Raw genomic sequence first — 20,058 nt, forward strand, 5'->3', positions numbered from 1 at the left:
CTCTAAAATTACGAATTACGAATTACGTTAGCGAGTCATCGAGCGTCATTACGAATTAATCTTATGAGTAGTTTAAAGCTTTCAGAAAAACAAGCCCTAGAAAAAGAACGTAATGAAGTCTTGCAACAGTTGGAAGATTGGCTAGAAATTCCAATGCTGGTGCTGGGCTTTGTATGGCTAGCACTATTCATCATCGAGATTATCTGGCGGCTAAATTCTTTACTGGAAGCCTTTAGCATGACTATTTGGATTATTTTTATATTAGATTTTTTACTTAAACTAGCGATCGCTCCTCATAAATTTTCTTATATCAAAAGCAACTGGCTAACAGCTATTTCTTTGGTGTTGCCAGCATTGCGTACTTTTCGCATCATACGAGTCATCCGAATACTACGAACAACGCGGGCTGTGCGAGGGCTACAACTATTGCGAGTCATGACTCGTGCTAACCGAGGAATGCGGGTTTTGGGAGCAAGTATTAGCCGTAGAGGATTTAGTTATGTTGTGGCATTAACAATGATTGTTACTTTAATAGGAGCAGCAGGGATGTATGCGTTTGAAAACGAAGTTCCTGTGGAATCAGGGTTACACAACTACGGTACTGCTTTATGGTGGACAGCAATGCTTATAACAACGATGGGTTCTGAGTATTGGCCCAAAACGCCCGAAGGACGGCTACTTTGTTTTTTCTTAGCATTGTATGCGTTTGCCGTGTTTGGCTATGTGACTGCGACTTTAGCAACATTCTTTATTGGTCGTGATGCCGATGATGACGAAGCAGAGTTAGCTGGAGCGAAATCGATTCAACTGCTTCAGAGTGAAATCGCAGCATTGAGGGAGGAAATTCAAGAATTATTGTATCAGAATCCAAAGCATTGACTTAGCAAAGATTAATTAGTGAGGAAAATTCATGAATGCAGAAATCTCCGCAGCTTGGGATAAGGTTCAAAGCATGATTAACGGGTTCATAGCTTTGCTACCGAACATTGTATTAGGGTTAATTGTCTTCATCTTCTTTTTGTTTGTTGCTAGTAGAATTAAGGTACTGGTAAAGCGGTTAACTCGCAATCGTCGTTCTGCCCGAAATCTGGGACTAGTTCTAGGAAGATTAGCGCAAGGGCTAACAATTTTAATTGGATTGTTTATTGCCCTTTCCATTGTTATTCCTACATTTAGAGCGGGTGATTTGATACAGCTATTGGGAATTAGCGGTGTAGCAATTGGTTTTGCTTTCCGCGATATTTTGCAAAACTTCTTAGCTGGAATTTTAATTCTACTGACTGAACCTTTTCAAATTGATGACCAAATTGTTTTTAAAGGCTTTGAAGGAACAGTCGAAAATATCGAGACACGTGCAACAACAATCAGAACTTATGACGGTCGGCGGATTGTCATTCCTAACTCTGAGTTATTTACTAATTCGGTAACTGTAAACACTGCCTTTGATAACCGACGATTAGAGTATGATGTCGGCATTGGCTACAACGACGATATTGACCGTGCCAAGCAGTTAATGCTAGACGCAATGCATAGTGTAAATGAAGTTTTAAAAGATCCGGCTCCTGATGTACTAGTAATGGAACTTGCCGAAAGCACTGTTAACATCCGTGTGCGTTGGTGGATTCATCCACCACGACGGATAGATGATCTGCAATCACGGGATAAAGTGATTACTGCAATTAAGAAAACGCTTGTTGCAAACGGCATTGATTTGCCCTTCCCGACTCGACAAATTTTGTTCCACGACCAGACCGAAGAGACAGATGGCGATCGCTCCCGTCAGCGTGAAGGTTGGCCATCTGGTAAAGGTGAAGTACCGAAGCCTCGCCGCATCAGTGATTCACTTAGGTTACTTGCTCAAGTGCGCTCCTCACAAGATAACAACGGTAAAGTAGATTCTCAAACCAACGAAAAATGAGAAATGTCAAGTTAAGCAAACTTTGGGATCAACTCCACTCAAGTTATTGGTTCATACCAGCAGTTATGGCGGTAGTAGCTACTGCTTTAGCTTTCACAATACTTAATCTTGACCGTACAGATAAGGTGGAAATTAATTATTGGTGGGTTTATACAGGTGGAGCAGATGGAGCGCGATCGCTGTTAGGATCAGTTGCAGGTTCCATGATTAGCGTTGCTGCTACAGCCTTTTCAATTACAATTGTGGCGCTTCAGTTGGCTGCTTCCAATTTTGGGCCGCGACTTCTGCGTAATTTTATGCAGGATACAGGTAATCAAGTTGTACTTGGCACATTTATTAGTACATTCATTTACTGCTTGCTCGTACTGCGAACAATTCATGGAGAAGGAGATGGATACAGCGAGTTTGTACCCCAACTTGCCGTTACAGTCGGCATTTTACTCGCAATTATTAGCATTGGTGTTTTGATTTATTTTATCCATCATGCTTCAACAATAATTCAGGCATCTCACGTAATCCAAAATGTTAGTGAAGATTTACATTCAGCGATTAACCGTTTATTTCCCGAAAAAATAGGGCGTGATGAACCAGAAGATAACCTTGGAGTTATAGAAATTCCCATGTCTTTTGAGGAGGAAGCTTTACCGATTCGAGCTAATGGCACTGGTTATTTACAAGCAATTGACGACGAAGAATTAATGAAGATTGCTTGCAAGCAGAATTTGCTAGTACGCCTTAAGGTTAGACCGGGAAAATTTCTAGTTCAAGGTAGCGATTTAGTCTTGGTTTTTCCTGGGAAAAAAGTAACTAAAAAACTTACTAAAGAAATAAATGATGCCTTTATTTTAGGCAAAGAACGTACAGAGCAACAGGATGTAGAATTTCCTATCAATCAGTTAGTAGAAATTGCCCTACGTGCTATCTCTCCTGCTGTGAATGACCCATTTACTGCAATTCGCTGTATTGACCAATTAAGTGCTGGATTATGTCACCTTGTTCAAAAAAATTCCCCTTCATCTTATCGCTATGACAATAATAATAAACTGCGCGTCATTGCCGAAGGTGTAAAGTTTAAGGGATTAACAGATGCTGCTTTTAATCAAATTCGCCAGTATGGACGATCTGATGTAGCAGTCACTATTCGTTTATTAGAAGCTATAGCTTTAATTGCTACTTACACTAAAACTTCAAAATATCAAGATGTGCTTCGGCATCATGCTGATATTATTTTACAAGATAGCCGTGAGGGAATCTCACAAGAACAAGACTACAAAAATGTAGAAGAGAGATATTACCAGGTGATTAAAAATTTAAATAATGATCACACTAATAAGGATTGGGATTAACCAGAAAAATGAAGGAAAAGGTGAGACTGCTAACAAGTTAGCCCGTAGAGGACAAAAGTTAGGAATCACGCTGGCGAACAGAGAAAATCAACCACAAACTGTGATTGTCACTTTTGACCAACCAGTTGCACCCGGTAAAACAATCACTATCGGCTTGAAACCTTTTCGTAATCCCATGTACGACAGTGTGTACCAGTTCCAAATGCAGACTCTATCAACATATAACCCAATCAGTGGGACTGCTCGCTTACAATTCTATGGTGTTGATGCCTATGAATTATTAAGAAGATTTGAATTTATGGAAGTGTATTTTTCTTGGCCCCGGTTCGGGGCTATTTTCTTTTGGTAACTCCCAGATATCTCGTCTTTGCTGTTGTTCATCGACTAATAACTGAAGATGAGTTGGTGGTTGGGGCTGTTGCCCAGATAACCAAGGCACTCCATTTAATAGCTCTCTTTCAACTTGTCCATTAAACATCTGCTCACTGTTGATAGGTGTAAGCTGTGACTATTAATTGCTATTAGGTTGTAATTTTTAGTGCTGATTTCCCTAAAGACAAACAAATTGCATCATTTTGCGGTGTATGAATGCGACTGCAAAGTACATCTCGATAATGTCTTTCCAGAGGATTTTTTTTGGATAAACCCGGATTACCAATCAGTTCTAGTCCAATGTCTACAGCGCGAATGGCATTATTTGTAGCTAGATATTTCACTGTTTGCGCTTGTAAACCAATTTTGGTGTCATACTCACCTCGATCAATATCATCCGCCAAACTGTAAATTAGTCGTTGATTGGCGTACAGTAATGCTTCGATTTCACCAATGGCTGTTTGAAATCGGGGTAAAGTTGCTAAACTAGCACCTAAATTAGTAGGCGATCGCTCATTCAAATACTCAACTAACCAATCTCGCGCTGCTGTGGCTACTCCTTGATATAATGCACTCAACCACAAACTACCACCTGCTAATTTTAGAGGGTCTGGTGCTAAAAAAGTGTTCAGAGGATGCATATCCAAAGCGTATTCTTGAGGAATCAAGACATCTTCTAAAATTAGGTCGTGGCTGCCAGTAGCTCGCATCCCTAAATGATCCCAAGTTTCCTCAATCCTCATACCAGAAAGATCGCGTGGGACAAGAAAACTGCCTACTCGTGGTTTCTCTTCATCTGTTCGCGCCCAAACGACGAAATAACTTAAGATTGGACTGCCCGTAGTGTATTGTTTGTGACCAGTTATCAGCCAACCACTATCTGTTTGTTTGGCAATTGTGGCTGGTAGTCCTCCTCTGGCGGGTGTACCTAATTCTGGTTCCACACGGGCAGCATTGAGTAAAGCAATACCTGTAACTGACTCCCGACACAGCCGCTCATAAACTGCGGGATGCCAACGACGAGTCCGGGCTGCATTACTATGTTGTAAGTAGTGCATGGTCAACACCAAAGCTGTAGAAGCATCACCACTGGCTATCTTTTCAATTACTTGACAGACGGTGGCGTACCCTGCATCTTGTCCACCAAATTCTCTGGGAACCGTGAGACTTAACAGTTGTGCTTGGTGGAGAGCTTGAAAATTCTCAAAAGGAAAAGAACTGTCGCGATCGTGGATGGCTGCACGAGTGGCAAAATCAGCCGCCAGCGACTCGGCAAGCTTCAACAAATCAACAGATACTGCTGTATTAGCTTCTAAAACAGGTGATTGTGACATTTTGCTCAATTCCTACCTACTGGAGACAGTGCTAATTGCATTTGGCGATATCTTCATTAAAACTACTGTCCCATAGTTGTTTGACATCAACTTGTGAAGGAATTACACTGGCTTGGAAAAAAGTATCAGCAAATTGTTGTTGAGATGCGGTAAGCGCTAGCTATGCCGTCAGGCTTATCGCTTCATCAGAAACAGGAAGTAATTCTGGGGGACGCTGTTGTTGTCCTTCTATGGCATCAAAATATCTGTTGCTGACTTCAGCACCCGCGCCCCATCTTGTCAATTCAGCAAATCTGGTTCTTCCTCGATAATCCTTTCATAAAGTGGCTGAAAGCTAAACCAACCCCCAGAATCAGTTCCCACCTGGCTGTGTGTTAACGTCGCAATTTCATGGTCAATAGGAACAGGTTTACCTGCTGCTTCTGCTAAAAGTTGCGCTTGAGATGAACGTTCAAAGGAAATATACCACCAAGCAGCTGCATCTACTGTTGACCCCGCAGTTAAAAAGCCATGATTTTTCAGGATCACAGCTTTCTTATCCCCTAAAGCTTCAGCAATTCTTTTCCCTTCAGAAGTATCTAAGACAACACCTTTGTAGTCATCAAATAGGGCATGGTCTTGATAAAAGATACAAGCATCTTGAGTTAAAGGATCAAGTAGACGACCCAGACTTGACCAAGATTTACCATAAAGAGAATGAGCGTGAGCCGCCGCCACTATATCAGGACGCGCCTCATGAATCTGGGAATGAATCGCAAAAGCTGCCCGATTCACAGGCGCGTTCCCTTTAACAACTTCCCCATGACTATCCACCAAAATGAGGTCAGAAACACGGATATGGCCGAAGTATTTCCCTAAGGGGTTAACCCAAAAATGGTCAGTAAATTCTGGGTCACGAGCTGTAATATGTCCTGCTGTTCCTTCACTGAAGCCAAAACGGCCAAATAAGCGAAAAGCCGCAGCTAAGTGTTGTTTACGGTAAAGGCGTTCATCTTCGACTCGTTCAAAGACTGGCGGTTGAGGTCTGTCGAATTTTGGCATATTTTACTAATTCGTAATTCGTAATAGTCTTGGTAATTAGTACCAATGACTAAGGACAAATGACTAATGACCAAATCGGCGGGCGGCTATTCCTCTCATCCCTTGAAGGGAAAGGATTCCCGCCGATTTTTGTTAAGGCGCATTGGAGTACCCAGAGCGAAAAGACTGGATAGTTTGTTGTTCTGGATTATACTTATTTCTAAAAATTCTGCCAGTATCATTTCCCATAACATGAATTGAGATGGATGGCGCAAATATTGTAGTGGCTTTCACAGAGTGAATATCTCCATCGGGAGGCAACAAACGGTAAATATCACCACGTTTTACTTGATACAGACCAACAATTTCTAACTGAGCAAATCCTTCTATTTCACTATTATCTAAGCGACGGTATACAGTTTCTTCTTGTTTGCCTTGATATAACCCAACAAGTCCCCAAGATAAATGGTCGTGAATAGGAGTGATGGAATTAGGAGGAATCACTAAACTAAAAATAGTTAACTCTTGAGAACGATACAGCAACCATTGTCCGATACCACCACCCAAACCACCTTCAGGATTTGGTTGAGCAAAATGTTCTGGTAGCCAATCCTGTCTCTGGAGTAGGGCGGCAAAATACGGTTCAAGGATATTGAGGGTTTCTATGCGATTATGATTTGTGCTAGCAATAATTTCTTTGGCAGTAATTACAAACTCAGATAATTTAGGACTATCAACAAACCATTGGTCTGTTTCTGAGGGTTCGAGAGCAGTTGTGTAAGGCATAGGATTTTGGATTTTAGATTTCTCTTCTTTCAATCTAGGCAACAGTGACTGTTTGTTGTTCTCTTCGCTGCACCTCTTTTTTTACCAACGGAATCACATCTCGACCGTAGGCGATCGCATCTTCCACAGGGTCAAAACCGCGAATCAAAAGTGTTGTCACTCCAGCATCGTAATAATCAAATAACGATTCTGCTACTTGTTCTGGAGTCCCCACCAAAGCTGTAGTATTACCATAAGCTCCTGTAGCAGCTGCGATCGGTGTCCAGAGACGCTTATCGTAAATTTCACTGTCTTGGGCAAAATCTAGCAACCGCCTTGAACCAACGGCTTGCGGTCTGGCTGAAGCACCAGATGGAATTTGAATCCCTGCTTTAGCACGGTTTTCTTTCACCCGCGACAGAATATATCGCGCTTTTTCCCATGCTTTCTCTTCTGTATCCCCTAAAATTGGACGCAAAGAAACACTAAACCCAAAAGACTTTCCTAGCGGTGCAACAGCTTTGACTTCAGCGATGCGTTGCTTAATCGCCGCAATGGGTTCTCCCCAAAAAGCATACACATTACTATGTTTTGCCCCGACACTCACAGCTGCATCGGAAGCACCACCGAAATATATGGGAAGATGGGGTTTCTGTAATGGTTTTACCTCCGAGAATGCTTGCTTGACTTGATAAAATTCACCTTCATAATCAAAAGGTTCCTCACTTGTCCACACTCGCCGCACAATATCCAGATATTCATCAGTACGCCGATAGCGGGTATCGTGATCGAGCGAGTCACCATCTCGTTTTTGCTCGGCATCACTACCACCAGTAATGATATGCACAGCAACGCGACCATTCGTAAAATGATCTAACGTGGCTAATTTGCGTGCAGCTAAAGTAGGAGCAACAAAACCCGGTCTATGGGCCAATAAAAACTTGATTTTTTCTGTGACATTAGCAGCATAATTCACCACATTAAAACCATCAGGCCCTGTAGAACTGTATCCCACTAGAACCCGATCAAATCCGCCATCTTCGTGGACTTTAGCAAACTTACGGACATAAGCAGTATCTATACTTCCCCCTGTCAAGGATACAGCTGCACCATGTAATTCTGATGCTTGTCTGGTGCCAATCATGCCAATAAATTCAATCGGCATAAATTTTACTCCTAGTTGAATTAATATATGCTTTATTTCAAAGGACAAATCGCAGTTGCAATATCTACCCGTTGAGGCAGAATTTTTTGCTCTAGTAGCCAGTCAGCAGTTTTCTGAAGATTGGTAATGTCTTTATTATTAGGAAACACATAAGACTCTTGACCTCGATTTTTAGTCGCCTGCTTGGCTACAGCCTCAGAAATTTTTAGTTCTTTAACCATAAAATCTGCGGCAGCATCACTATTTTGATTCAGCCATTCACCATCCTGACTCAAAGCTGTCAGAGTAGTTTTCACTGCTGTAGGATTTTCCTTAGCTGCGTCGCTGCGAACCAGCATTACGCCGTAGGTAGGAGCAGGGTGAGTAGTGGTAATTCGCCGTGCATCATGTTCTAATTCTGCAATGGAAATATAAGGTTCCCAAACTGCCCAAGCATCAATAGTACCTTGGTAAAGAGCCGGTGCAGCATCATTTGGCGATAGATAAACTCGCTGGACTTGCTCTTTGGGGATATTCTCTCTTTCTAAAACTTTTAATAGTAGATATTCCCCTGCACCTCCTTGGTTAACCGCAACTTTTTTACCTACCAAATCCGCAGGTTTCTTTATAGAGGAATCACGACGAACTACGATCGCATTACCTAAGGCATCTGGTCTAGGACGCTGTAAGGAACCGATACAAAGAGGCTGTCCAGCAGCAATTCCAGAGATGGCAGGAATATCACCGCAGCCACCAATATCGGCTCGATTACCGTTGATGGCTTGCAAGAGTGTTGCACATCGATCGAAGGGACCACTCCACTCTACTTTGATGTTTTGAGTTAGTAGTTGGCTCTCTAATTCGCCACGCTGACGTGCAATAGGAATAATCCCCCCTTTTTGATAACCCAATCGCATTACTTGAGGTTTTTCTGAAGTTTGATTACTTACAGGTATGGCTGTAGAACTTTCACTAGTGCGAGTGCAGCTAGCAGTTAGAACACTGATAAACAGAGTTGTCACTAAAAAGCTACTGATTTGTTGCGATCTGGACTGTGAGAAAGGAATCATCAGAGTAGTCCAAATGAATTAATAACCTACTGTTTGATCTACGATGTTACGCAGAGGTTTACTTTGGCGATAACGTGTGAAATTATCTAGGAACAGAGCAAGCGATCGCTCCTTAACTCTGGGAGAATTACCAGAACAGTGGGGTGTAATAAAAACGTTGGGTAACGACCACAATGGACTTTCTGCTGGTAGCGGTTCTGTGAACACAGTATCTAAAGCAGCCCCGGCAATTTCCCCATCTTCTAAGGCTTTAACCAGTGCAAATTCATCCACAATTGCACCACGAGCAATATTAATTAAATAAGCACTCTTACGCATCAAGCGCAGTACCTCAGCATCGATCATGCCTTTAGTATCCCAAGTCAAAGGTGTGGCAATTACAACATAGTCAGCTTCGCCCAAAAGTGGTTTCCATTCATCTGCACCCACTACTTTGTCAAAGTTAGGTAGTGGTTGCGGGTGACGACGACTTCCAAAAATCCGCATCCCAAAAGCTTTAGCACGGGAAGCAATTTCTTGCCCAATTCCACCTGCACCGATAATTAATAAGGTTTTATCTAGTAATTCTTGAATTGGCAGACCTTTTTGCCAACGGTGTTGAGTCTGTTGTTGGTGTAATTTGGATAGTTGTTTGGCATAGGAAAGCATATAGGCAATGACGAATTCAGCTATGGGAACCGCATGAACTCCCGCACCGTTGGTTAAAATGAGGTTACGTTCTATATATTTGGGTGTAACGATGTGATTTACACCCGCATTTGGTGCATGATGCCAACGCAATTGTGGCGCAGATTCTAAAACTTGATGCAATGTTGTAGGTTTGAGGAAAAACCAGCTAAAGTAAACCTCGGCATTTGTAGCATCACCATCCAACTTACCTTCACTGTCAACACGTACAACTACTGTGTCATCAGGTAAATGAGCTTCAAGTTCTGTGGCTACGTCTATTGGTAGAATAATTTTCAAAGCTGATAACTCCCTTAACAATCACTTTGTCGGTAAGTTTTAAGCAGTGCATCTGGGCACTTGGTTGGAGATATTATTCGGGCAAAAAATAATGCAGATATGTCATTTCACCTTTTGAATTGGAGATAAAAAATTAGGAAGATGCGATGTCTATATTCCTTCTGCTTGCTTATATCTACACCTTTGTTGATAAATAAAAAAGCAGGTGCGACGATCCGCCTAGATTTAAAAATTCCATCCATGACATTCTCGCACCCACCTCAACTGCAAAAAGGTATCCATCCCCATACACATTGCAACTTAGTGCTTTGCTCAAAAAAGCACAGCCTTTAGTGGCAATGATGACTGTGTGCGAATAAAGCGCCAAAGTTGGGGCGATGGGCTTACACCCCACCTTTGCTGCGGAACGCTTCGCAAACTGCGATCGCACTTTAATATTTACTACTAATTCTTGGTCGACTTACCGGAGTTTATACACAAAAGAGCTTTACACACTTTTCTCAAAAAATCAAGAGCTATCTTAATAAAAGTTAAAATCGATTGAATCAAGTTGTAATAAATAGTAAAAGCTTTATTTCAGATAATCGAGCCGAAAAACTTCAATCTATGGCAATTTTAGTAAAATTCGGCAATTTTGCGGATTTCCTGCATTTTGGTATTAAAAAGTTGACTATACCAGATTTTGTTAACACAAGCAACTATATTTTGAGATTGAATTTGTAGCTGTAACTACCCATTTACTAAAATTTTTATGGGATGCTACTATCTTGTAAAAATTAAAGTACTGTAATTTGACCGATTTAGTGTAAATTAAGTAAATATATAAATTTAGCCAAATCATCATCAATTACTTGGTCTAACAATCGTGGCAATGAATAAACTTAGCATTTCCCCTAACAAAAGAGGTAAAAATTAATGTTTAATTTTTTATTTAAGCGCATAATAATCTATTGCAAAAAATGGGTTGTTTTCAGATTTGCTAGTCAAACCCGGTTATTATCAACTGTTCCTATACAAGTTACTGTAGCTTTTATTACTGGCTTATGCCTCAGCTTGCTATTTGCTTCTTGTACAGCAAATAATCCAAGTAATACTACAACTGTATCTGCAAATAATTCCACTCAAACCAAAGCATCAGTAGTCAGATTTGGCTATCAAAAATCAGCAATTCTCCTAAAAAGTAAAGGGCTTTTAGAAAAGCGATTACAACCTGAGGGTGTATCTGTTGAATGGATTGAATTTCCGGCTGGGCCACAGCTTTTAGAAGCTATGAATGTTGGCAGTATTGACTTTGGGCACACTGGAGAATCGCCACCAATTTTTGCTCAAGCAGGAGGTGCTGCAATCACATATGTCGTAGGAATCGCTCCAAGTCCTGCTAGTTCAGCAATTCTTGTTTCCAAAAATTCTGCTATCAAAACAGTCAACGATCTCAAAGGGAAAAAGATTGCTTTACAAAAAGGCTCTAGCGCCCATTATATGCTAGTACAAATTTTAGAAAAATATGGTTTAAAATATAGTGATATTCAACCCATATATTTACCACCAGCCGATGCTCGTGCTGCTTTTATCAAAGGTAGTATTGATGCTTGGTCAATTTGGGACCCATTTTACGCAGCAGCCGAAAAATCTAGCGATGCTCGTGTATTAATTGATGGCACAGGAATTAATAAACAGGGAGGATATTACCTTGCCAGCCAAAAATTTGCTAGCCAGCAACCAGCAATTATTAAGACATTACTAGAAGAGATTCAAAATTTTGAACAATGGTCTGATCAACATCGAGATGAAGTAGCTGCAAGTCTCTCCCCCATTTTGGGCATTGATTTGGAAACAATGAAAAAGACTACCAACAGAAGAAAGTTTGGCATCACACCAATCTCTCAAGAATTAATTACTCTTCAGCAGCAAGTTGCTGATAAATTCTATGAATTGAAATTGATTCCCAAACAAATTAACGTCAAAGAAGCGATGCTTACACCTGAGCAATATGCAGCTTTTTCACCCAAAATTAAATAATTCGTAATTAGTAGTTCGTAATTATGACCAATCCTACTGAGTTATTCCATCGTCGTTATGGCGTAGACGCGTTCAATGCAGATATTCCTTGGAATGAGACAATATCTAATTTGCTATCCCACCGTTCAATCCGCGCTTACTTGAGCGATCCCCTACCATCAAATACTCTAGAAACTTTGGTAGCAGCAGCCCAATCTGCATCGACTTCCTCAAATCTCCAGACATGGAGTGTAATTGCAGTAGAAGATGCACAACGTAAGGAGAAGTTATCGCAGTTGGCGAATAACCAAGCGCATATTCGCCAGTGTCCTTTATTTCTGGTGTGGTTAGCAGATTTGGCGAGATTAACATCTGTCGCTGAAAGTCAAGGATTACCCCATGAAGGATTGGATTATCTGGAAATGTTTCTGATGGCGGCTATAGATGCAGCATTAGCAGCGCAAAATGCTGTTGTCGCAGCAGAATCTTTGGGTTTGGGAACAGTTTATATTGGTGCATTGCGTAACCGTCCAGAAGAGGTGGCAGAGGTTTTAAATTTACCGCCTCATGTCTTTGCCGTTTTTGGCTTGTGTGTTGGTTATGCAGATTCATCTGTAAATGTGGAAGTTAAACCGCGTTTACCCCAAGCAGCAGTATTACATCGGGAGACTTATCAATTAGAGAAACAAGACCAGGAAATTGCTCTTTACAACCAAATTATGAAAGCATTCTACAGTTCCCAACAGATGAATGTTGCTGGCGATTGGTCGGAACACTCAGCTAAACGAGTAGCGTTTGCTGAATCTCTATCGGGACGCGATCGCTTGCAGGAAGCTTTGAAAAATTTGGGTTTTGAGTTGCGATGAAAAAGTAGAGACGCGATTAATCGCGTTTCTACAAAGGCAAAGAAGCAGTCCCCATTCAGCAGCTGACAATTCAGCGGCATCTGGAAAACCTCTCTCTAAATCTCTCTCCTAAAAGGCTACAGTGTACACACAAGTCACCAGTTTTATCCCAATACCCTTGGGATAAGCCAGAAACCCCTCATGTAGAGACGCGATTTATCGCGTCTAAAAAATTGACCGTTAGGGAGACGCGATAAATCGCCGTCTCTACAAAGAATGGACTCGTCAATTATTCCTTGACAGACTACTATTTCCTACTTGTGTGTACACCGTAGCCTAAAAGGAGAGAGACTTTGAATTTTCCCCTTCCCGCGTCGGGAAGGACAGGGTGGTTTCATACAAGCAGAGAAAAACTAAAACTGGGTTTCAAAGCCTCTCTCCGTTTCGGGGAGAGGTTTGGAGAGGGGTAAAAAGCTATGTTACAAAACGAGAAATCAAGACTTATGTATTTTTCTTTTTTCGTATGAAACCACCCTGCGCGTCGGGAAGGGGATTAGGTTTTTGGTGGACTTTTCCACATAACGTTGAAATTTAGACTGTTTGCAGTTGGAGGTTTTTTTGGAATAATTCTAAGACTTGTTGCCAAGCGTCGGCGGCAGCTTCGGGATTGTAGCTAGCACGATGGTTGCAGAAAAATCCATGCCCTGCTCCCTCATAACGAAAGATTTTATGAGAAATTTGATGTTTCTTTAATTCGGCTTCAATTTGTTCTGTGTGTTCTAGCGGGATGCCTTGATCTTCAGTGCCAAAGAACGCGTAAATGGGGGCTTTAATTTTGGAAGTATGGGTGAGAGTGGGTTCACCACCACCAGGTGTAGAGTTGGTAATCCCGCCACCGTAAAAGGAAGCTGTAACTTTAATGTCTGGCAGAGTGGCTGCTAAGTAAACAACGTGGCCACCAAAGCAGAAACCAATCGAGCCGATCGCATCTTTTTGGACATTTGGCAGAGTTCGCAAATAGGCGATCGCACTTTGAATATCGCTCAATATTTCTTCTGCTGTAGTCTGCTCTTTATAGCCTCTACCACGCTGGATATCTTCTTGGGTGTATACAGCCTCGAACCCCGGAGCAGTTCTTTGATAAAGTGCAGGAGCGATCGCTACATATCCCTCCTTGGCAAACTTCTCGGCAACTTCCCGAATATGAATATTTACCCCAAAGATTTCCTGAATCACGATAACGGCGGGGAATTTTCCCTGTTTTGCAGGTTCAGCTAGGTAAGCATCAATTTGCAAATCACCGTTTGGGACTTTAACTTTAGTTGTGCGAATTTCTGTGGTTGCCATTTTTAGGATGTAGCCTACAATCTCGTTGATAGTTGATTGTTCTTGATATCTAGCAAAATACTACAGTAAATTTGTCGAGTTACCGTATTTTATAAAAGTATCATTCCATAACTAAGTAAGAAAAACAAGTGCTGTTGCCAATATTCCAGACAAGAATTAGAGCGATTCTAATGGCATTACTGTTAAAATACGATAAATTTATCGATTTAATGTAGTAATATGACAAACTCTAAAAAGATTAGTGATGATCTAAGTGCAGCTGGACAACTGACCCCAGAACAATTACAACAAGCAGCAGCTGAGGGGTTCAAGTCGGTGATCAATTTGCGCTCCCCTGATGAGCAGGGTTTTTTGAGTGACGAACAGCAGAAAGCAGAAGCGGCTGGACTGCAATATACCAACATCCCCTTAAAACCTACAGAACCAAATCAAGAGTTAACGAAAGCAGCACTTGAGAAAATTGCCGATTTACCCAAGCCAATATTAATTCACTGTGCTGCTGGTGCTAGAGCATCGGGAATTGCCTTGATTGCTAATGCGATTCAGGAAAGTCTGAGTTATGAGCAAATTACGCAAAAAGCCGCCGATTTAGGAATTAGTTTAGATCAGCCACACCTGAAGCAATTTTTGCTGGAGAGATATACCGAAAAGCAGACAGAAAAAAGTTAGTTCTGAAATTTGAAGAAAACTTGTGAGCTTCAATGATTATCAGTAATTGTTGAATCTTCAGCATTACCCTGTTTGCTCTTACCCACTATAAATTCAAATAAATTTATTAACTTCAATGCTTGAAAGCAATACAAACAAGCATTACACGTTGCAATAAACATAAAAAATGGAGGAAATCAAAGTGTGGCTCACAGCAATCGATCATATTCAGGTGACATCACCACCTGAAGTGGAAAACGCGATGCTGTTTTTTTACAGTCAAGTTTTAAAACTCACTGAAATTACTAAACCATTGGTTCTCCAAGCTAATGGGGGCGCATGGTATGTGCTGGGGGATATTCAAATCCACGTAGGTATAGAGAAGCAGGCAAATAACCAAGTATCTAGACGGCATATATGTTTCCGAGTCCACGACTTAGAAGCATTTGCCAAACATCTGCAAGTTCATGGGGTAGAAATTATTAGCGATCGCGTACCGCCCAGCGTAGCTGATCGCCTTCCAACTGGATACGATCGCTTTTTTATCCGCGATCCTGGTGGGAATCGCATAGAAATAGCGGAATTTACCCCAATACGCTTGGGTTAAGGGTTATTGGTGGAGATAATTGGTATTTTAAGACGCGATAAATCGCATCTCTACATGAGGGTTTTGGGTTATCTGAACTGTATTGGAATTTATCCAACACAAAATAGACTCTTGACTTTCTAACCAGATATGCGAAGCTAATATTTAGATAGACTAAATATTAAAAGTGCATCAAACTCGTGACAAGACTTACGGGAAACGCTGATTTGTCTGAATCACTTGCTAGTAGCCCTAAAGCAGTGATTTTAGAAACACAAGGACTGACACGTTACTTCGGTAAAGCAGTTGCTGTAAATGATTTGAGTATCACAGTAAAACAAGGTGAGGTCTTTGGTTTACTCGGCCCGAATGGGGCAGGTAAAAGCACAGCCATCAAGATGTTGACGACTCTATTGCCCCTAAGTGCAGGGAGAGCAACTATAGCTGGCTATGATGTAACTCATCAGGCTGCTGCTGTCAGACGACTATTTGGCTATGTACCCCAAGCTCTTTCTGCTGATGGTAGTCTTACAGGCTATGAAAATCTCTTAATTTTTGCCAAGCTATACGACATTCCTGTTAAGCATAGGCAAAGACGTATCAGCGAAGTTCTAGATTTTATGGGTTTGCAAGATGCAGCCCATCGCTTAGTACGTAACTACTCTGGTGGCATGATCCGCAAGCTAGAAATTGCTCAATCCATCATGCACCAACCCAAGATTTTGTTTCTTGATGAACCGACTGTAGGGCTAGATCCCATTGCTCGTACTCAGGTATGGCAACTGGTGCAACAACTCCGCGCAGATTACGGCACAACCATATTTTTAACTACTCACTTTTTAGAAGAAGCCGATAGCCTGTGTAACCGAGTGACGATTATGCAGCAAGGCGAAGTTGTGACAACAGGCACACCAAGTGATTTGAAAGCTTCTTTGGATAAATCAAATGCAACTTTGGATGATGTCTTTATTCACTACACAGGGGATCAATTAACATCAGGAGTCAGCTATCGTGATACAGCAAGAACCAGACGTACAGCTCAACGGTTGGGTTAAAGCAAAACCTCCTCACCGACCCAATATTATCTCTGCAATTATTCAGATATTTACGAAAACCCTCGTGATTGCCGAAATGGAAGTGCGGAAGCTCCGGCATGATCCCACTGATTTAATAGTCAGAGCCGTACAACCATCACTGTGGCTTCTGATCTTTGGGCAAGTATTCTCGCGGATTCGGGCAATTCCTACAGGTGACTTACCTTATCTGGACTTCATGGCTGCCGGTATTCTGGCGCAAAGTGTGTTGTTTGTCGCTATTTTTACAGGCGGTATGACGCTAATTTGGGAGCGAGATTTAGGAGTTGTGCATAAATTCTTGGCTAGTCCAACACCTAGAGTAGCGATGGTGTTAGGGAAATCCCTAGCCTGTGGAGTGCGCTGTTTATCCCAGGTATTTGTTATTTATGGATTGGCACTAGTATTAGGTGTCAAACTTAATCTTCATCCTTTGGCTTTTTTGCAAGTGCTATTAGTCGTTATGCTGGGAGCAGGTTGTTTCTGCACATTTTCTTTAATCATTGGCTGTCTAGTGAAAACTAGAGAACGAATGACCGGAATTGGGCAGTTGTTAACTATGCCATTGTTTTTTGCTAGTAATGCCATCTATCCCATTTCCATGATGCCCGACTGGTTAAAATTTTTGTCTGGTATTAATCCCTTAACTTACGAAGTGGATGCCTTACGCAGCACGATGCTAGCAAATGGAACTAGTATCTATGGATTTGGTTGGGACTGTACAATTCTCTTGTTAACATTAATAGGCTTAACCCTGATTTGTGGACGACTTTATCCACGGGTGGCAATGTAATTAGGAGAAAGAATAGCTGATGAAACTCGGAAAACCTACGCAAGGCGCAACTTCCCAAGAATGTGCTGCCAGAGTAATGGATACAATTCCGTTAGTGATGCGGTTTATCCGAGCGGATATGCGAGCTCACAGTGCTGCTGCTTTATCTATACCACAGTTGCGATCGCTAGCATTTCTTAACCGCAGTCCAGGTGCTTCATTATCTGATTTGGCAGAGCATCTAGGTGTTACCTGTGCGACAGCATCAGCAACAACAGAAAGGCTAGTACAACGCAACTTGGTGCAACGCACCGATGATCCTCAAGAAAGGCGGCGAGTTCTCCTGAATCTTACTGAAGAAGGAAAGCATCAATTAAAGCAATCTCAAAACCAAACTCGCGCTCATATAGCCGACCTTTTGGAAGGTCTGACACCAGAACAAGTTTCCAATATTGAAGAAGGGTTGGCTCTACTAAAAAATGTCTTCGAGCAAACAGAAATTAAACGGGAGCAACGCTAAGTCTGCACAACACGATCCTTTTGCGGCGTTGAGGTTTCGAGATTATCGCCTATTTACAATTGGGCGTGTACTTTTGTTCATCGGGTCACAAATGCAGACTGTGGCCATTGGTTGGGAACTCTACGATCGCACAAATTCAGCTTTGGCATTAGGTGGTGTTGGGCTAGCCCAAGTCTTGCCCATGATTGCCCTCACCTTGATTACTGGACATATAGCCGATCGCCGCGATCGCAAACTGACAATGCTGCTGTCAGTATTTTTATTAGCCTTATGTTCCCTGGCTTTGGCGGTACTTTCATGGACTAATGACGCAATAGTATTAATGTATGCCTGCTTGGTATTTACAGGCATTGCCAGGGCGTTCTTGAAACCTGCCAGTGATGCCTTGATGTGGCAATTGATACCTACTAGTGCTTTTACTAATGCAGCCACTTGGAATAGTAGTAGTTTTCAGTTAGCCTCAGTTATCGGTCCAGCCTTGGGAGGATTTGGTATAGCCTTTTTGGGAGGTGCTACAGGGGTATACGTACTGGCTGCGATCGCAGGTTTGCTGTGTTTTATCTTAACGGCGGCAATCTCAAAACAAGAAACCATTCGTTCTACAGAACCAATCTCACTCAAAGCACTCTCAGCCGGGGCTAAGTTTGTCTGGGAAAATCAGTTGATTTTAGCAGCAATTACCTTGGATATGTTTGCAGTTTTGTTGGGGGGTGCGATCGCCTTACTACCCATCTTCGCCAAAGATATTTTGCAGGTAGGGCCATTAGAGTTAGGCTACCTACAAGCAGCACCCTCGATTGGTGCTTTATTTATGGCAGTTGTACTGGCATATCTACCACCCTTACGCAAGGCTGGCCCAGCCTTACTTTGGTCAGTAGTTGGCTTTGGTGTTGTGACAATTATCTTTGGGCTTTCTCGTTGGTTTTGGCTGTCATTATTGATGTTGGTGCTAAGTGGCGCACTAGATACAATTAGCGTTGTGATTCGTCATACCTTAGTGCAAATTAGAACGCCAGATAATTTACGCGGTCGGGTTGCGGCGATCAATAGTGTATTTATTAGTGCCTCTAACGAGTTAGGCGGCTTTGAATCAGGCTTGACGGCTGCTTTATTTGGCCCGGTTATCTCCGTAGTTAGTGGAGGAATTGGCACAATTATAGTGGTACTTGCTGTAGCTGCAATTTGGCCGGGAATTGCCAAGTTAGGAGCATTACAAGAGTTTGAACAAAAGGAGTAAAAGACGGTATGCTGCCAAAAATTCAATATTATCGCTGACTAGTGAGAGAAGCTGGTGTGATTGCAGCATATTGTTCAGGAGTCAGCAATGTTTCTTGAATATCAAGAGATTTGGGTAACAAGCCATTTTTGTAAAAATAATCGATGACTCGTTGTTGATCCTTGATGCGTCCAGCATCCATTGGACTTAATTGAAAGGTGCGACGACGAACCACTGTTTCTTGGATATCCAAAGCAAGCTTTGTTTCAGGTGCAAGCAGTTTTGCTGTCTCTTCAGGATGCTCATCTGCCCACTTACCAATCTTTTGCATTTCTTCAATGACAATTCGCAAAAGTTCTGGATTTTCTGTAGCAAACTTACGTCCAGCAATATAGTATCCACCAGGAGAATCTAGCCCTTCCCCGGTGCGAAGAATACGAACTCTACCTTGTTTTTCGGCGATCGCTAGGTGTGGATCGCCAAAGACAATGACAGGAATCCGACCTTGAAGAAAGGCATCACGCGCTTCTACACTAGGCATACTGATCACTTGAATATCTTCGTATTTCAAACCTATTTCATCCAAAGCACGCAGGATAAAGTAGTGGGAAGCAGACCCTTTTTGGAAGTTTACTTTCTGTCCTTTGATGTCCTTTAACTCTTTAAGTGGCGATTCAGGAGGAACAGCAATTGCACTTCCTTTCCCTGTTACAGGACTCCGACCTACAACATAAACAATCTTAGCTCCTGCTGCTTGGGCAAAAATGGGTGGAGTGTCGCCTACAGATCCTAAATCGATTTGTCCAACATTCATTCCTTCCATCAGTTGTGGCCCTTGGGCAAATTGCAGCCACTCTACTTTGACTCCCAAGGGTTCTAGGCGTTTTTCTAATACACCAGATACTCTTACCAAATCCCCGGCTTGTTGATAGCCCATTCGCAACACATCAGTTTTAATCCCACTAGCTGATGCACCTATAGTAGTAGCAGATGTTTCTGCTTGCTGGGTATTTGTCTTACAACTATTGAGGGTAAATGCAGTTGATAAACCCAACAAGCCTGCTGTACCAATCCGGATAAAACGGCGGCGAGTATTAAATATTCTAGTCATACTTGCA

Annotated in this window: 21 protein-coding genes; 12 read left to right on the plus strand and 9 right to left on the minus strand. The window is 42.0% G+C overall.

What is annotated here, in order from left to right:
- Nucleotides 1-63 precede the first annotated feature (63 nt).
- Genes ACEYW6_RS14720 through ACEYW6_RS14735 form a run of 4 tightly spaced genes read left to right on the plus strand, consistent with a single transcriptional unit; the run spans nt 64 to nt 3,613 of the window.
- The gene (locus ACEYW6_RS14720) at nt 64-879 is read left to right on the plus strand and encodes a potassium channel family protein (protein ID WP_412980276.1); all 816 of its coding nucleotides are present in this window, start codon (nt 64-66) and stop codon (nt 877-879) included.
- Nucleotides 880-910: 31 nt separating this feature from the next.
- Nucleotides 911-1,918 (plus strand): mechanosensitive ion channel family protein, encoded by a 1,008-nt coding sequence (locus ACEYW6_RS14725; RefSeq protein ID WP_412980277.1) that lies wholly within the window; start codon nt 911-913, stop codon nt 1,916-1,918.
- The gene (locus ACEYW6_RS14730; RefSeq protein WP_412980278.1) at nt 1,915-3,264 is read left to right on the plus strand and encodes a DUF2254 domain-containing protein; all 1,350 of its coding nucleotides are present in this window, start codon (nt 1,915-1,917) and stop codon (nt 3,262-3,264) included. Before ACEYW6_RS14725 ends, ACEYW6_RS14730 begins: the two co-directional genes overlap by 4 nt.
- Nucleotides 3,236-3,613 (plus strand): DUF2808 domain-containing protein, encoded by a 378-nt coding sequence (locus ACEYW6_RS14735; RefSeq protein ID WP_412980279.1) that lies wholly within the window; start codon nt 3,236-3,238, stop codon nt 3,611-3,613. Before ACEYW6_RS14730 ends, ACEYW6_RS14735 begins: the two co-directional genes overlap by 29 nt.
- Before the next feature lie 172 nt (nt 3,614-3,785).
- Here the strand turns inward: ACEYW6_RS14735 and ACEYW6_RS14740 are convergent, their stop codons facing one another.
- The 7 genes from ACEYW6_RS14740 to ACEYW6_RS14770 form a co-directional block, all read right to left on the minus strand.
- Nucleotides 3,786-4,970 (minus strand): acyl-CoA dehydrogenase family protein, encoded by a 1,185-nt coding sequence (locus tag ACEYW6_RS14740; RefSeq protein ID WP_412980280.1) that lies wholly within the window; start codon nt 4,968-4,970, stop codon nt 3,786-3,788.
- A 160-nt stretch (nt 4,971-5,130) separates the two neighbouring features.
- Nucleotides 5,131-5,253: a hypothetical protein gene (locus ACEYW6_RS14745; protein WP_412980281.1), complete on the minus strand. Its 123-nt coding sequence runs from the start codon at nt 5,251-5,253 to the stop codon at nt 5,131-5,133.
- Nucleotides 5,250-6,011: a class II aldolase/adducin family protein gene (locus ACEYW6_RS14750; protein ID WP_412980282.1), complete on the minus strand. Its 762-nt coding sequence runs from the start codon at nt 6,009-6,011 to the stop codon at nt 5,250-5,252. Before ACEYW6_RS14750 ends, ACEYW6_RS14745 begins: the two co-directional genes overlap by 4 nt.
- A 132-nt stretch (nt 6,012-6,143) precedes the next feature.
- On the minus strand, nt 6,144-6,776 hold the full coding sequence (locus tag ACEYW6_RS14755) for a hypothetical protein (RefSeq protein ID WP_412980283.1): 633 nt from the start codon (nt 6,774-6,776) through the stop codon (nt 6,144-6,146).
- A gap of 34 nt (nt 6,777-6,810) precedes the next feature.
- Nucleotides 6,811-7,920 carry an LLM class flavin-dependent oxidoreductase gene (locus tag ACEYW6_RS14760; protein WP_412980284.1) on the minus strand — a complete coding sequence of 370 codons (1,110 nt, stop codon included), beginning with the start codon at nt 7,918-7,920 and terminating at the stop codon, nt 6,811-6,813.
- Nucleotides 7,921-7,952: 32 nt separating this feature from the next.
- On the minus strand, nt 7,953-8,969 hold the full coding sequence (locus ACEYW6_RS14765) for an aliphatic sulfonate ABC transporter substrate-binding protein (RefSeq protein WP_412980285.1): 1,017 nt from the start codon (nt 8,967-8,969) through the stop codon (nt 7,953-7,955).
- Between the two features lie 18 nt (nt 8,970-8,987).
- Nucleotides 8,988-9,935 (minus strand): D-2-hydroxyacid dehydrogenase, encoded by a 948-nt coding sequence (locus ACEYW6_RS14770; RefSeq protein ID WP_412980286.1) that lies wholly within the window; start codon nt 9,933-9,935, stop codon nt 8,988-8,990.
- 915 nt (nt 9,936-10,850) lie between these two features.
- On the opposite strand from ACEYW6_RS14770, the gene ACEYW6_RS14775 reads away from it, so the two are divergent.
- Both ACEYW6_RS14775 and ACEYW6_RS14780 read left to right on the plus strand, forming a co-directional pair.
- Nucleotides 10,851-11,954 (plus strand): sulfonate ABC transporter substrate-binding protein, encoded by a 1,104-nt coding sequence (locus ACEYW6_RS14775; protein WP_412980287.1) that lies wholly within the window; start codon nt 10,851-10,853, stop codon nt 11,952-11,954.
- Between the two features lie 23 nt (nt 11,955-11,977).
- Nucleotides 11,978-12,799, plus strand: coding sequence for an NADPH-dependent oxidoreductase (locus ACEYW6_RS14780; protein ID WP_412980288.1), 822 nt, complete (start codon nt 11,978-11,980; stop codon nt 12,797-12,799).
- A gap of 570 nt (nt 12,800-13,369) precedes the next feature.
- Here the strand turns inward: ACEYW6_RS14780 and ACEYW6_RS14785 are convergent.
- Entirely contained in the window at nt 13,370-14,125 is a 756-nt protein-coding gene (locus ACEYW6_RS14785; RefSeq protein ID WP_412980289.1) for a dienelactone hydrolase family protein, read from the minus strand.
- A gap of 219 nt (nt 14,126-14,344) precedes the next feature.
- On the opposite strand from ACEYW6_RS14785, the gene ACEYW6_RS14790 reads away from it, so the two are divergent.
- From ACEYW6_RS14790 to ACEYW6_RS14815, 6 genes are all read left to right on the plus strand, one after another.
- Entirely contained in the window at nt 14,345-14,794 is a 450-nt protein-coding gene (locus ACEYW6_RS14790; protein ID WP_412980290.1) for a beta-lactamase hydrolase domain-containing protein, read from the plus strand.
- 166 nt (nt 14,795-14,960) lie between these two features.
- On the plus strand, nt 14,961-15,380 hold the full coding sequence (locus tag ACEYW6_RS14795; protein WP_412980291.1) for a VOC family protein: 420 nt from the start codon (nt 14,961-14,963) through the stop codon (nt 15,378-15,380).
- A 179-nt stretch (nt 15,381-15,559) separates the two neighbouring features.
- Entirely contained in the window at nt 15,560-16,414 is an 855-nt protein-coding gene (locus ACEYW6_RS14800; protein WP_190893493.1) for an ABC transporter ATP-binding protein, read from the plus strand.
- Nucleotides 16,371-17,225 carry an ABC transporter permease gene (locus tag ACEYW6_RS14805; protein WP_412980292.1) on the plus strand — a complete coding sequence of 285 codons (855 nt, stop codon included), beginning with the start codon at nt 16,371-16,373 and terminating at the stop codon, nt 17,223-17,225. The genes ACEYW6_RS14800 and ACEYW6_RS14805 overlap by 44 nt, the downstream gene beginning before the upstream one ends.
- Before the next feature lie 19 nt (nt 17,226-17,244).
- Nucleotides 17,245-17,724: a MarR family winged helix-turn-helix transcriptional regulator gene (locus tag ACEYW6_RS14810; RefSeq protein WP_412980293.1), complete on the plus strand. Its 480-nt coding sequence runs from the start codon at nt 17,245-17,247 to the stop codon at nt 17,722-17,724.
- Entirely contained in the window at nt 17,684-18,961 is a 1,278-nt protein-coding gene (locus tag ACEYW6_RS14815) for an MFS transporter (protein WP_412980294.1), read from the plus strand. The genes ACEYW6_RS14810 and ACEYW6_RS14815 overlap by 41 nt, the downstream gene beginning before the upstream one ends.
- Nucleotides 18,962-18,989: 28 nt before the next feature.
- On the opposite strand, the gene ACEYW6_RS14820 is transcribed toward ACEYW6_RS14815, so the two are convergent.
- Nucleotides 18,990-20,051, minus strand: coding sequence for a sulfonate ABC transporter substrate-binding protein (locus ACEYW6_RS14820; protein WP_412980295.1), 1,062 nt, complete (start codon nt 20,049-20,051; stop codon nt 18,990-18,992).
- Nucleotides 20,052-20,058 lie beyond the last annotated feature (7 nt).

The organism is Nostoc sp. UIC 10607 (genome assembly GCF_047228265.1).
Taxonomy (GTDB): Bacteria; Cyanobacteriota; Cyanobacteriia; order Cyanobacteriales; family Nostocaceae; genus Nostoc; species Nostoc foliaceum_A.